Source organism: Mycobacterium sp. TH-M103 (genome assembly GCF_057473785.1).
In genome coordinates this window covers 22546-35747 of sequence record NZ_JBYCLG010000061.1, presented here as the reverse complement: position 1 = coordinate 35747, position 13202 = coordinate 22546, and the positions used below count along the sequence as shown (strand labels likewise).

General features: G+C 68.7%; 12 protein-coding genes, 1 pseudogene and 1 riboswitch. Of the genes and pseudogenes, 6 read left to right on the top strand and 7 right to left on the bottom strand.

The features are described from left to right. From eccA to AC2VOR_RS03430, 3 genes and pseudogenes are all read right to left on the bottom strand, one after another. A partial coding sequence (gene eccA / locus AC2VOR_RS03440) for a type VII secretion AAA-ATPase EccA (RefSeq protein WP_486963202.1) occupies positions 1–1747 on the bottom strand: 1747 nt, incomplete at its 3' end. A 199-nt stretch (positions 1748–1946) separates the two neighbouring features. Next, positions 1947–3385 (bottom strand): annotated as a pseudogene (locus tag AC2VOR_RS03435) (PPE domain-containing protein). A gap of 208 nt (positions 3386–3593) precedes the next feature. Then, positions 3594–5378, bottom strand: coding sequence for a PPE domain-containing protein (locus AC2VOR_RS03430; RefSeq protein WP_369741015.1), 1785 nt, complete (start codon positions 5376–5378; stop codon positions 3594–3596). A gap of 183 nt (positions 5379–5561) precedes the next feature. Between AC2VOR_RS03430 and AC2VOR_RS03425 the strand changes: the two genes are divergently transcribed. Beyond that, complete coding sequence (locus tag AC2VOR_RS03425) at positions 5562–6749, top strand: cupin domain-containing protein (RefSeq protein ID WP_369741016.1); 1188 nt, start codon at positions 5562–5564, stop codon at positions 6747–6749. 17 nt (positions 6750–6766) lie between these two features. Further along, positions 6767–7717: a hypothetical protein gene (locus tag AC2VOR_RS03420; RefSeq protein WP_486963201.1), complete on the top strand. Its 951-nt coding sequence runs from the start codon at positions 6767–6769 to the stop codon at positions 7715–7717. Here the strand turns inward: AC2VOR_RS03420 and AC2VOR_RS03415 are convergent. Both AC2VOR_RS03415 and AC2VOR_RS03410 read right to left on the bottom strand, forming a co-directional pair. Beyond that, entirely contained in the window at positions 7707–8615 is a 909-nt protein-coding gene (locus tag AC2VOR_RS03415) for a class I SAM-dependent methyltransferase (protein ID WP_369741018.1), read from the bottom strand. The two genes, AC2VOR_RS03420 and AC2VOR_RS03415, sit on opposite strands and share 11 nt — an antisense overlap. A gap of 49 nt (positions 8616–8664) precedes the next feature. Then, complete coding sequence (locus AC2VOR_RS03410) at positions 8665–10329, bottom strand: PPE domain-containing protein (protein WP_369741019.1); 1665 nt, start codon at positions 10327–10329, stop codon at positions 8665–8667. Positions 10330–10364: 35 nt separating this feature from the next. Continuing rightward, a riboswitch (cobalamin riboswitch) is annotated at positions 10365–10544 on the bottom strand. Between the two features lie 91 nt (positions 10545–10635). Here AC2VOR_RS03410 and AC2VOR_RS03405 point away from each other — a divergent pair. Both AC2VOR_RS03405 and AC2VOR_RS03400 read left to right on the top strand, forming a co-directional pair. Then, positions 10636–11061 carry a DUF7676 family protein gene (locus AC2VOR_RS03405; RefSeq protein WP_369741020.1) on the top strand — a complete coding sequence of 142 codons (426 nt, stop codon included), beginning with the start codon at positions 10636–10638 and terminating at the stop codon, positions 11059–11061. Beyond that, positions 11061–11222, top strand: coding sequence for a DUF7676 family protein (locus AC2VOR_RS03400; RefSeq protein ID WP_369741021.1), 162 nt, complete (start codon positions 11061–11063; stop codon positions 11220–11222). The genes AC2VOR_RS03405 and AC2VOR_RS03400 overlap by 1 nt, the downstream gene beginning before the upstream one ends. A 21-nt stretch (positions 11223–11243) precedes the next feature. On the opposite strand, the gene AC2VOR_RS03395 is transcribed toward AC2VOR_RS03400, so the two are convergent. Together AC2VOR_RS03395 and mrf are read right to left on the bottom strand one after the other, a co-directional pair. Continuing rightward, positions 11244–11501 carry a type B 50S ribosomal protein L31 gene (locus AC2VOR_RS03395; RefSeq protein ID WP_369741022.1) on the bottom strand — a complete coding sequence of 86 codons (258 nt, stop codon included), beginning with the start codon at positions 11499–11501 and terminating at the stop codon, positions 11244–11246. Then, entirely contained in the window at positions 11501–12694 is a 1194-nt protein-coding gene (gene mrf, locus AC2VOR_RS03390) for a ribosome hibernation factor-recruiting GTPase MRF (protein WP_369741023.1), read from the bottom strand. The genes AC2VOR_RS03395 and mrf overlap by 1 nt, the downstream gene beginning before the upstream one ends. Positions 12695–12799: 105 nt before the next feature. Here mrf and rpmB point away from each other — a divergent pair, with 105 nt between their 5' ends. Then, entirely contained in the window at positions 12800–13036 is a 237-nt protein-coding gene (gene rpmB / locus AC2VOR_RS03385; RefSeq protein ID WP_369741024.1) for a 50S ribosomal protein L28, read from the top strand. After that, on the top strand, positions 13036–13200 hold the full coding sequence (gene rpmG, locus AC2VOR_RS03380; RefSeq protein ID WP_369741025.1) for a 50S ribosomal protein L33: 165 nt from the start codon (positions 13036–13038) through the stop codon (positions 13198–13200). Before rpmB ends, rpmG begins: the two co-directional genes overlap by 1 nt. The last annotated feature ends 2 nt before the right edge of the window (positions 13201–13202 follow it).

The window sequence follows — 13202 nt, the reverse complement described above, 5'->3', positions numbered from 1 at the left end:
AATGGTCGAGCCGGAATTCCCGCTCCTCCTCGGCGCGTTCGACGATGTTGCGCACGAACCGGCCGTTACCGGCGATGTCGAGGTTGCGCCGCGAGATGCCGTTGGAGTCGGGCGTCGTCTCCGCGGCCAGCTTGGAGAACAACGCCTCCATGTGGTCGAGGGCGGCCCGCTCGAAGACGCTGTCGCGCTGTTCGGCCATCTTGTGCGCGATCTCCACCAACTCCGACGGCGCGTAGGAAGGGAAGTCGATGTTGCGGGTGAACCGCGACCGCAGGCCCTCGTTGGTGTCGAGGAACTTGTCCAGGTCGGCCCGGTATCCGGCGATGATCACCACCAGCCGCTCGCGGTCGTTCTCCATGCGGGCCAGCAGCGTGTCGATGGCGACCAGGCCGAAGTCGTTCTTGGCTCCCGTGGACACCAGCGCGTAGGCCTCGTCGAGAAACAGCACGCCGTCCAGCGCGCTGTCGATGATCGCGTTGGTCTTGGCTTCGGTCTCACCGATGTGCTGGCCGATCAGGTCGGCGCGGTGCACCTCCCGGATGTTCTCCCGCTTCAAAAGACCGAGCCCGCAATAGATCTTGGCCACCACGCGGGCGATGGTCGTCTTACCGGTCCCGGGCGGGCCGGCGAAGACCAGGTGATGGGTGCGCTGGGCGACCTGCAGCCCGCGCTGCTTGCGCACCAGCTCCATGGCCACCGAGCTCTTCAGCCGCGACACCTGGTTCTTGACCTCGTCCAGGCCGATGAACTCGGCGAGCTGGCGCTCGGCCTCGGCCAGCAGTGTCGCCTTGCGCTCGTGGGCGGCGGGGTCGACGAAGTCCTCGACGCTGGGCTCGGTGGTCGGGTCCCACGGGTCGGTGCGGGCCTCGATCCGGGCGGCGGTGGTCGTCACGATCCCGAAACTGGTGTCGGACAAGGCCTGTTCGACCTGTGCGTTCTCCGGGTGGGCCGCGTACAGCTCCTGCAACACCTCGCCGGCCGACTCCTCGTCGACGTGCGCGCGCAGGACGAGCGCTTTGGCCAGCGCGCCGTCGACCGCCGCGACCGGGACCGGGCCGTCGGGCTCCTCGAGATAGGACAGCGCGGGGGCGAACATGCCAAGCCGGGCCAGCGCGGTGCCCAGCGCGATCCTGGCGGCGTGCGCGAAGGCCTCGTCGAGGTCGGCGTCGTTGACGACGGGGGTCAGCAATTTGACGACGTCCGACCAGCGCTCGGCCCGGTAGTTGACGACGACGGCGACCCAGCGGGCCGCGCGCCAGCCCGGCCGGCGTTCGGTGAGGCCCGCGACGATGCCGGCGGCGTCGGCGAGGCGCCCCGCCTGCGCGAGCGCGGCCGCGTACGCGAGGCCGAAATCGTCGGGCGTGCTGGCGCGGAGCGCCAGATACAGCCCGGTGTCGTAGCGGAACCCCAGCGCGCCGGGCGCCAGTTCCACCTGACGCTGCAGCACACCCGCCGTGGGCGCGGTGCGGCAAACCGCCTCGAGCACCCCCAGGGACGTGTCGCCGGCGGCGGCCAGGCCGGTCCAGGCGTCGCACTGGTCGTGGGCGATGCGGGTCAGCGCGGTGAACCCGGAGCGCGCCGCGGCGAGGTCGGCCGGGCGCTGCCGGTCGTACACCGCGAGTCCCAGTGCGCGGCAACACGTCGCGAACCGGCTGACGACCTCGCCGTCGACCCTGCCGTTCGGCTTGCCGTTGAAGGGGGAATTCGCGGGCTGCGCTGCCAGCACACCGGTGTCACCGCGATCCACGGCCGCTTCTTCTCCTGTGCACAGTGTTCCCTAACCTAACTTGCCTGAAGTTAGCATTGCATAAGCTAACTGTCCACGCGTCCAGGCCCTCGGATCGCCGGTCCCCTTCCACTCCTTACCGCAAATGAGATTTCATGGCCAGGCTTCATCCGCATTTTCGGAAAGTAGTCGAAGCGCGGCTTACTGAACATGGTTTTCATTATGCGGTATCGCCGGCCGGCCAGGTACCAGGGACCATGGGTACCGACGGCCCGCCACCTAATCGGTCACCGGCCAACGTCGCCAACCCGCCCGCTTCGACGGCGGTGTCCGAAGACGCTGCGCCGGCAAAGCCGAGGGGCCCCGCTCCCCCGCCGGACGCCAGGAACTCGTAGCGGTAGCCGCGGTCCGGGCTCGTCATCGCCGCCTGCCCGCGCCGGCGCGCCCGCTCGCGCTGCGTCGCCGCGGCCCCGGCGGCCGCGAAGGCCGCGGCGACATCGGGCTCGGGGGCCTTCCGCCGGGCGCCGGTGGCCATTCCCGTGCCGGTGCCCAGGTGCGGGCCGTCCACGAGGTAGGGAAAGCCGCCACCACCGGCGCCCGGGGGCGGCGGTGGTGGTGGCGCCGGGGCCGCGGGGGCAGAGGCGGGCGCGCCCGCCGGGGCCGAAGCCGGGGACGGCGTGGGGCCCGGCGCCGCGGCGGTGCTCACCGCCGGAGAGCTGCCGGCCACCGGTGCGCCGGACGCCTCGGGGAGCGGTGCGGCTGGCGCCGCAGAGGCCACGTCGAGCTGCGTCCCGGGCACGCCATCAAGGCCCGCCAAGCCGAACAAACCCGGGTTGACGGCCGGCAGGCCGGCCGCGAGCGCGTTGATCTCGGGGAAGAACGCCTCATAAGCCTCCGCCGCGTGACCCACCTCGTCGGCTATCAACCCGGGAATGTCGGACTGCAGCTGGGATAACGCGCCGGATGGATTTTGCGGAAACTCCAGTATGTCGCGCTGCAGGGTTTGCGTGACTTCGAGGACTCGGTTTGTCCACCAGTTCAGCTGGTACGGGTTGCCTGCATCGTTGTCGATGATGTTGCTCACGCCGCCGCCGGTGTCGCTGTTGTCGCTGCTCTGGATGGGCTTCACGATTTGCGGCGGCGCCGTGGTTCGCGGTGCCGAGGCCACCGCCGAGAAAGAGGCCGACGCGTACTGGGCCATCGCGGCTGCGGCCTGGATCCACATCGCCAGGTATTGGGCCTCGTTGACGACGATCGGGATGTGTTGAGCCCGAAGAAGTTCGTCGCTACCAACGCCGCGTGGATCGCATGATTGGCGGCAAGCTCCACCAGGGTCGGCATCGCGGCCACCGCGGCCGCATAGGCGGCGGCGGCGTTCTCGTGCCGGGCAGCCGCGGCCGCGCTGTCGGCGCTGGCCTGCATCAGCCAGATCAGGTAGGGCAGGTGCGCGGCCACGTACTTTTCGGCGGTCGGCCCTTCCCACGCCCCGGTCTGCACCGCCGCCAAGATTGCGCGGAGTTCTTCCGCGACCGCTGTGTAAGTCTCACTCAGCGAATTCCACGACCCGGCGGCAGCCAGCAAGCTGCCCGGCCCGGGACCGGCGCTGAGCAGCGCGGAATGGACCTCCGGCGGCGAAGCCATCCAGATCGGCGCGGTCACTGAGAGCCGTCCCCGGCCGAATGCGGCGCCGCCGGAACAAACGCTCGGGCAGCAACCCGTCGCGTCATAGCACGGACTCCTTGCATGGGTTCAGTTGAGCGCCGTTGTCGTGTGCGCCCGGGGAGTGGTCGGCGACCGAAGCGAAAAAGTTCCCACACGCGGTCAACCCATCAGCGTTTCGCAGGCACACGCGGACGGGTCCACCCGCTCAGTAGCTGCCCGTCAGGGTGGCGATGGGGCCGGGTCCGAGAATGCCGGCCTGGTAGTCGCCCTGGTTGAGCGCGCCCGCATCGAAGGCGCCCGAGTCTGCGAGGCCGCTGTTGTCGCTGCCGGAGAGTCCGAAGCCGGCATTGTCCGAGCCGGTGTTCGCGAAGCCGACGTTGTCATAGTCCCGGTTGAAAAAGCCCGTGTTGGAGCCGCCGGTGTTGAAAAGGCCCGTCTGGACGTCGCCGGTGTTGAAAAGGCCGGCGCTCTGCGAGCCGTTGTTGGACAAGCCCGAGGACGAGTCACCCGAATTGAAGAACCCCGAGGACGCGGTCCCGGAGTTGCCGTAGCCCGAGCTCGCGACCACCCCGGTCAGGTCCGCCGTGCCGCCCACGCCCGTGTTCAGGGTGCCCGAGTTGAACAAGCCAGTGTTGCTGTCGCCCGAGTTGAACCAGCCCGTGTTCACGTTGCCCGAATTGAAGCTGCCCGTGTTGGTGCCGACGCCCGGCGGCACCGGCGCACCGCCCGAGTGGTTGAAGGTGCCGCCGCCGGAGTTGAAATTGCCGTCGTTGAACAGGCCGGCGTTGCCGAGGCCGAAATTGCCGCTGCCCGCGTTTGCAAAGCCCACGTTCCCCGCGCCCGCGTTCGCGAAGCCGGCGTTGAGGTCGGCCGCGTTGCCGAAGCCGAAGTTGAAGTTGCCGCCATTCCACGAGCCGGTGTTGGTGTTGCCCGCGTTCGCGAAACCGAAGTCGCCGTTGCCGGAGTTGAAGATGCCGAAGTTGCCACTGCCGGAGTTGAAGAAGCCGATGTTGTCGCTGCCCGCGTTCCCGAAGCCGATGTTGCCGGAGCCCGAGTTCAGCAGGCCGGCGAAGTTGATGCCGACTTGATTGTTGCCGGCGAGCCCGATACCGATGTCGCCACTGCCGCTGTTGCCGAAGCCGTAGTTGTTGCTGCCAAGGTTGCCGAAGCCGACGTTGGCGTTGCCGGTGTTTCCACTCCCGAAGTTGTCCGAGCCGATGTTTCCGCCGCCGACGTTGTTGTTGCCCTGGTTTCCGCTGCCCAGGTTGAGATTGCCGACGTTCCCCAGCCCCAGGTTGGTGTTACCGATGTTGCCGCTGCCCAGATTGGTGTTGCCGACGTTGCCGCTGCCCAGATTGGTGTTGCCGACGTTGCCGCTGCCCAGGTTGGTGTTACCGATGTTGCCGCTGCCCAGATTGGTGTTACCGATGTTGCCGCTACCCAGGTTCCAGCTGCCGATGTTTCCCAGGCCGGTGTTGAGGGACGGCCAGGACGACAACTGGGCGACCGCCCCCGAGGCCCCACCGTGGTAACCCACCATCGCGGCCACATCGGCAGCCCACATCTCCTCGTACTGCGACTCGGCGGCAGCAATCGCCGGCGCGTTGAGCCCCAGGAAGTTCGACTGCACCAGTTGAGCGAACGTCTTGCGGTTGGCTGCCACCGCCAATGGGTGCACAGTCGCGGCCAGGGCCGACTCAAACGCGCTGACGACGGCTTTCGCCTGGATGGCCACCCCCTGGGCTTGAGCCGCCGCGGCACTCAGCCACCCCGCGTACGGAGCCGCCGCAGCCAGCATCGCCGTCGACGCCGGACCCTGCCACGACTGACTGGCCAGCCCCGACGTCACCGACTCGAACGCCGACGCCGCCGAGCCCAATTCGCAAGCCAAACCGTCCCACGCGGCGGCAGCATGCAACATCGGAGCCGATCCCGCACCCGCGTAGATCAGCGCAGAATTTAGCTCCGGCGGCAACACCTGAAAAGTCATCGGGCCGCTCCCCCTTTCGTCGATCGCGGGAGTCCGTTCGCCGTGCCCCCTGTGTAGGTCGCGAAAAAAGGGTTCCCGGTTCCGCGACCACGCGGACCGGACCCCGCGAGGGACGCGAGGGAGACTTCGCCCATCCGCCCTTGCTAACCTCGCCACCACCGCCGCGAAGACGTCAGGGGGAGGTTGGCTATCGAACCGTCGCTCGCATGGCTGATCGCGCCACTGGAACTGGAAACCTTCCTCGAGACGATCTGGACGACGAGGCACTACCACGTCAAACGGCAAGCTGCCGGCTACTTCGACAGCTTGCTGCACGGGCCTTCGGCGCTGGAGGAACTTCTGAAGCTCTTCCGCGAAGATCCGACGGCGGTGCGCCTGATGCGGGGCAAAGACAAGAGGAGCGGGTCCGAGAGCTACCGCCTCGGCGACGGCCGGCTCGATCTCGTCGGCATCCGAAACGACTTTGCCGACGGCTTCACGGTCGTCGCCGACGGCGTCGAGCGCTACGTGCGCGCGATCGCTTCGCTCGCCCAGTCGATCGAGGCCGATCTGAACTTTCCGGTGCAGGTGAACGCCTACGCCACACCGCCCGGGTCACGCGGGCTGGTGCCGCACTACGACGACCACGACGTGCTGGTCCTGCAGGTCGGCGGTTCAAAGGTATGGCATCTGTACGACGGCATCCGCATCCCACCTCACGAGATGCAGCGGCGTGACAAGGCGGTTAGCCCCGACGGCCGTGCGTCGCCAACCGAATTGCGGCTCGAAGCCGGCGACGTGCTGTATCTGCCACGAGGTCTGGTGCACGCCGCCGATGCCGACGCCGAACCGTCCGTCCACTTGACGGTCGGAGTCCACGTCCCCACGGCGGTTGAGCTTGCCATCGGGGCCCTGCACGCGCTGAGTCTCCGCGATGATCGCCTGAACGCCCAGTTGCCGCCGCGACATCTCGACGACCAGGGGGTGCGAGCGTCGCTGGATTCCCTGCTTCGCGGCGCCGTCAGCGCTTTGGGGGACCCGGGGGCCGTCGCCGGAGGCCTCGACGTACTGGCAGACGTCCTGGTGCGCCGGGGCCGGTGTCCACCGATCGGATCGATCTCCGACGCGACGGGAGTCGATGGACAGACACTGGTCACGAAGTACCAACCGCTCTATTCGTGGGTGAAAACCGTATCCGGCGGCGTGGTGCTGCAATTCTCCAGTGTGTCGATAACGGCCGGCGCCGACCACGAGGCCGCGATGCGGTTCCTCTCGAAAAGCGTGCAGCCGTTTCGGGTCGGAGACCTGCCCGGGCTGCGCGCGGGGCAGCAGGTCGAGCTGGCCCGCTCGCTGCTGGTGAGCGGATTCTTGGTTCGGTTGCCGGATAACTGATCAGCAAAAGCCGCGCCGTGAACTCGCCCATGCAGCTCGCAGACCTGGCCCGCTGGACGCCGATCAGACTTGACTTCTCCGGGTCCGCCCCAGCGGTCTACTGGGCCGATCTGTCGACGGAGCGCTTCGCCGAACCGTTCTTCGATCAGACCGTCAACCGCTGGGCGGCCGGCCCGACCGCCCGACCGCTCGTCAAGACCGGGCTGCAGGCGATGGCCGCCCTCGACACCGAGCCGTCGCTCGAGCCGGCCGGCATGGTCTTTCATCACTCCCGGTGCGGATCCACGCTCGTGTCCCGGCTGTTGAGCACCCTTCCCGGCGTCGTCGTCGTTGCCGAGCCGGCCCCGCTCAACACGCTGCTCGGGCTCGGGCCCGCCGTGGTCGACGAGGCCACGCTGGTCCGACTCGTGCGGCTCGTGGTGCGGGCGCTCGGCCGCCGCCGGCACGGCGACGAACACCGACTGGTCCTCAAGTGCACCAGCTGGAACATCCGCCGCCGGGGTGTGCTCGCCGCCGCCTTTCCCGAAACACCATGGGTCTGGGTCCAACGCGAGCCGGCGCGCGTGCTGGCCTCGCTGCTCGCCGACCCGCCGGGCTGGCTCGGTCTCCAGGCACACCCGCAGCGTGCCGCACGGCGTTTCGGCCTCGACCCGGCCTCGGTGCCGGCCATGTCGCGAGCCGAATTCGCCGCCCGCGCGCTCGGCGCGATGCTGGAGGCGGCCGCGAGCGATCCGCACGGGCGGCTCTGCATCGACTACGCCGACCTGCCCGCCGCGGCGTGGAATCGCGTTGCCCCGCACTTCGGCCTCGAAACTGACTCGGCGGCAGTCGAACTCATGACCGAAGCGGCCCGCTTCTACTCCAAGGGGCGCCGCCTCTTTGCCGGCGACCGCCGCCGGATCACCGACGAGATGCGGACGGCCGCGCAGCGATACGCCGAACCCGGCTATCGCGCGCTCACGCCTTGACGGCGCTGACCAGCGTGTTGCGGACGAGCATCGACCCGGCGTCGGTCTCCGGCCCGGGCACCGGGCGACCGACCTGCCGGAGGTAATCGGCCAGCGAAACGCCGCTTGCTGTCCAGCCCCGGTTGCCGAACCATTCGGTGGCCGGCGCGCAGCGCTCGTTGTAGACGAGCTGGTAGAAGGGCCGCTGGTCCTCGCCGGCGGCCATCGCGGCGCGCTCCTCCTCGCGTTTGGCCTCGAATTCCCGCTGTTCCAGCGGCGCGCCGTCCTCGATGGCGGCGTGGCTGCCGGGGCCGGCCAGGCCGTCGATGCCGGTGAACAGCTGCTCCTGGGCGGCGGCCGGCAGATAGATCAGCAGGCCCTCGGCGATCCACGCCGAGGGCAGGGCCGGATCGAATCCGCCGTCCCGCAGGGCCGCCGGCCAGTCGTCGCGCAGGTCGACAGCGATCTCGCGGCGCAACGCGCGCGGCTGAGCACCCCGCTCGGTGAGCACCTCGCGCTTGAAGTCGAGGACCTGCGGGCGGTCCAGCTCGAAGATGGTCGTCGCGGCCGGCCAGTCCAGGCGGTAGGCGCGGGAATCCAGTCCCGCCGCCAGGATCACCACCTGCCGCACGCCCGCGGCGGCGGCCCGACGGAAGTACTCGTCGAAGTACCGGGTGCGGGCGCCCTGGAAGTTGACGAAAGGCTCGCCGAAGTCGGCCGTCTTGAGGTCGTGGTCGGGGGCGTTACCGTCCAGCACGTCGGCCCAGCGACCGCCGACGGCGCGGCAGAAGACCTCCGCGTAGGGGTCGACGGCCAGCGGGTCGGGCTTCTGGGCTTCCAGCGCCCGCGCGGTCGCGACGAACAACGCCGTGGAGCCGACACTTGTTGTGATGTCCCAGGTATCACCTTCGCTTCGCATTGGACCGAGAATACGCCGACGATCTGTGGCGGCCTTTCCCAGTAGAGCGTCAGCGGTTGTCTGCCCGACAGCGCGGCCCCGGGGGTGGTGCCGACTCGGCGCCCCAGGTTCCCGGCAAAAGTGGCGGGAACGGGCGGCCTCCGGACGCCTCGTCGCCCGGTGCGATCAATCCCGCCGCCCGCCCGGAACCCGCCCGGTGAGCGGTTCCGGCGATGCCCGACGTATCCGCCGCGTGCCCGGAAGCCGCCGTGGAGTCCGACAGCGAGTCCATCGAGGCATCGGGCCCTGCGTCCGGCGCAAGATCCATGTACTCGAAACCGCGGCCGAGCTGCCGGGAACCCACCCGTCGACGTCTGCGCCGGTGGGACTGTTCCGGGGCCGCCGCGACCGCCGCGGGTGTCGTGGCGATTTCCGGCTCGGCCGTTTTGCGCTTCGCACCGGCACCGGCGCCCGCCCGGTCGGGCATGCCCATGGCCCCCACCAGATAGGGAAAGGGGCCCGGGCCGGCAGTCGGCGGCGCCGGCGGTGATGGTGGGGCGTGCGGGGGTGGTGCGGGCGCCGTTGGAACCGAAGCCGGCAGCGGCGTCACGGCAGCGACGGTGGCCGGCGCGAGGGCCGGCACCGAGACCGGTGGCGGACTCAAGAGGGGGACGACCGGGGCGGGGGGCGCGACGGACACCGCAGGCGGGGGCGCGATGCCGGCGAGACCGGCCATCCCCGCAAAACCCCCGACCGCGCCGGTCGGCGCGGCCAGCAGCGGTGACGCCAGCGGCGTCAGGAGCCCATTTGCGCCCAGAAGATAAGTGACGTGGGCAATTTCCCACATGTAGTCGATGCCGATCTGCGTTCCGTAGATGAGAGAAACCCACAGCAGCATTTCGGGATTGTTGCCCGCTGCCGCTACGACCGTCGGCCAGTAAGCGGCGTAATAGCAGGGGTCCTGCACGAAAAGCTCCTGGTACGCGCCGGCCCACGTTATCGCCGGGATGTCAGTGGTGGGAAAGTTGTACTGCAGCTGGCTTGCCAGATTGGCAGGACTTTCGAGGAACCAGAACACCGCTCCGATCGATTGCCGGAGATCAGGCGGCAGGGACTGCTCGATGAGATCGTCTACGCCCGTGAAGAAATCCCATACCGATGGCAGGCGAAAATTCGCGATACGGGGGGCGGGGGTGGTCTGCGGCGTCGCCGCCGCCGCCGCGCCGGCCACACCCTGATACGTGGCCATCACGGTGGCGGCTTGAATCCACATCCGCGCGTAGTCGGCCTCGTTGAGCGCGATCGGAATCGTGTTGATACCGAAGAAATTCGTCGCCGCCAGCGCAGCGTGAGCGGCGTGATTGGAAGCCAGTTCCGCCAGCGTCGGCATGGCGGCCAGGGCAGTCGCGTAGGCGGCGGCGGCGGTTTCCAGTTCGGCGGCCCTCGCGGCGCTCTCGGCGCCGGACTGCATCAGCCATGCCAGGTACGGCTCATGTGCGGCGGCATAGGCCCCAGCCGTCGAGCCCTCCCAGTTTTCCGCCTGCACGGCGGTCAACAACGCGGCCAGCTCGTCGGCCGTCGCGGCATACGCAGCGCTCAGCGAGCGCCAGGATTCGGCGGCCGCCAACAGCGGGCCGGGCCCCGCGCCGTTGCTCAGCAGGGCCGAATGCACCTCGGGAGGCGAGGCCATCCAGATCGGGGCGGCTGGGCCGCCGGAGAGGGCGTGCAGCCTCATGACCGGTCAGCTTTCTCGGGGTGCACCGCCCCGGGCTAGCAGGACGCGATGACGCGAGTCTCCTGGCTCTCGGATCGCCGCTCGCCTCGCCTTCCAGCCTGTGGCCGTGGCTTATGAGGGTCGCTCCCCGATGACAGTGGCGGGACCGCGCCGGACTCACACCGGCTTCCTGCGTCGTCATCGCCTTACGGGAAGCAGTGTCTCATCCCGGCCCTGCGCAAGCCGCACCTGCCAGCACCTTGCAGGTGCGGCTTCGGCGGGATTAGCTTTCAGCACGCCGCTGACGCGACCGGGAAGGAGAGCGTCATGACCGACGTCGACACCGCCACCCCACCGATGATCGAGACCGAAGGTGGCGGACGGGAACAGCGCTGGTCGCTGCCGGCCGACGAACAAAGACTGCTGGATCTGATCCCCGTGTGCTTCGGCGAGTACCGGGAAGATATCTGGTTCGGCACCCTGATCGAGGGTGCGGCCTGGGAAGTGGCGGCGCCCAACGCACCCGAGCGCATCACGGTGAACGACGGGTACGTGACGGTTGACTTCGGCCGCTGGCATTTTCACCTCTGCATCGGCGAGCACCGGGCAAGCGGACCCGAGCTGGGCCGTATCCGCCGATGCGCTCGCGCCGAGCTGTATCGCCGGATCGGCGGTGACGGGTTCCCCACCTCGTGGGGCGTGCGGCTCCACAACGGCCGCGACGAACAGATAACGGCCGCGACGAACAGATGATGACGCTGCTGCTGCCGAACCCGTTCCTCACCAACGACCAGCAGCTTCGCGACGAGCCCGCGTGGGGACAGCTGGAATTGTGGGACCGGCTGCGGGCCACCTTCCCGGGGCTGAAGCCCGACCCACAGGATCGCACCGGCAAGGGCTTTCGACACGGCTGAACCGGTTCAGCTAGGCGCTCATCAGGTTTCGCGGCCGTAGCGGCGACGGAATTTCTCCACCTGCCCGGCGCTGTCGACGATCCGGCGGCTGCCCGTCCAGAACGGGTGCGAAGCCGAGGTGACCTCGACGACTACGACGGGATAGGTGCGTAGTCCGCGCGGCGTCTCCCATTCGATGGTGCGCGAACCGGTCACCGTCGATCGGGTCAGGAACATCGACCCGGTCGTGGCATCCAGAAAGACGACGGGATGGTAGTCGGGGTGAATCCCGGGCTTCATCAGCGATCCCCGTCACGGACGTGGGAGAGGTTGTCCTCGGCGGCTTCCGCCAGGTCCCCGCAGGGGTCTTCGTGCCAATCGCCGAACGGGTCGTCGTAGTGGCCCCAGTCCTGAGGAGAACAAAGCTCGTCGTCGGTGAGCAACGCGCCGTGGAGGGCATCGAGGATGTCGGTGGCGCTCGCGCCGCAGACCAGGATGGTCATCGCCGTGTGCCGGTCGCCGTAACGGTCGTCCCAGGCCAGTTCGGCGAAGGCTCGTCGCTCTGCATCGATGGCGGCCAGTTGGGGACCCGTCAGTGCGGCCAGCCACTTGCCGGCCGAACTGACACGCATTCCGCCGCCTGCGGATTCCAGCCACATCGCGTGTTCGGGCCGGTTGGCCAGCCAGACGCGCCCCCGTGTTCTGATGACGCCTTCGAGCAGCAGGTCCACGCACGCGTGCAGGCGGTGCGGATGGAAGGGGCGCCGAGCATTGAACTCGACCAGGCTGATCGGGCCACGCGAGTCCAGGGGTGGCTGTCCGGCCAGCAGTGGACCGTGCGGGTCGTCGCTTCGGCCCCGCCGCGCATCGCGGTACAAGCTGTTCAGCGCGTCCTCGATGCCGTCGGCACCCACGCGGATGCGGGCGCGCGGCGACAGACGGCGCAACACGGAGACAACGAAGGGGTTGGCCCGGTTGAGGACGGCCACGTCGGCGAATTCGCCCTGCCCGACCACCACTTGAGCCTGGGTGCGTCCGTCGCCGAGGAGGTCGTCGCCGAGCGCTTGGCTCAGCCACTCTGCCGAGTCGACACAGGTGACCACGGCTGCGATCGCCACGTCCAGGGCCGCAGGCCCGTCGATGTAGCCCGGGCCCACTCGCACCCGAACGTGGTCGATGGCCACGCAGATCGGTTCGGGTTCCAGCCAGGGCGCCAGGTGCACCACCACGCGGTCCACGTCGGCGCGGCGGTGGAGCTGGCGCAGCAACACCAGGAGGTCGTTGCGGATGGTGCACGACACGCAGCCGTGTACGAGTTCCAGCCCGCACTCGGTGCTGTTCATCGCGCCGTCCCGCAGGGTCATCAGGGTTCGCCGCACCACGTGACCGTCGAAACGATGCTCGACGACAGTGGTTCCGGGCTTACTCAGCAGCTTCCCCACAACCGGATCGGTGTGTGTCTGGCCGGCGACCAGGATGACGGGCGTCCGCATCGTCCTCCTTATTGGTAATCATTTTCATTAAGACTGCTTGTACGGTACCGTCTCCGGCGAGGCTTGTCGAAAACGATTTTCAATAAGCGGTCAAGGAGGCTGCCCGTGTCTGCTCGTTGCCAGGTGACCGGCCGGACCCCGGGTTTCGGTAACGCGGTATCGCATTCCCATCGCCGAACCCGCCGGCGCTGGTCCCCCAACGTCCAGCTCAAGACTTACTACCTGCCGTCGGAGGACCGCCGGATTCGGCTTCGGGTCAGCGCCAAGGGCATCAAGGTCATCGACCGCGACGGCATCGAGGCCGTCGTGGCGAGGCTGCGCCGGGAAGGGCAGCGAATCTGATGGCGCGCAACGAGATCCGCACGACCGTCAAGCTGCGGTCCACGGCGGGCACCGGCTACACCTACGTGACCCGCAAGAACCGGCGCAGCGACCCGGACCGGCTGGTACTGCGCAAGTACGACCCGGTGCTTCGCCGCCACGTCGAATTCCGCGAGGAGCGCTGAAC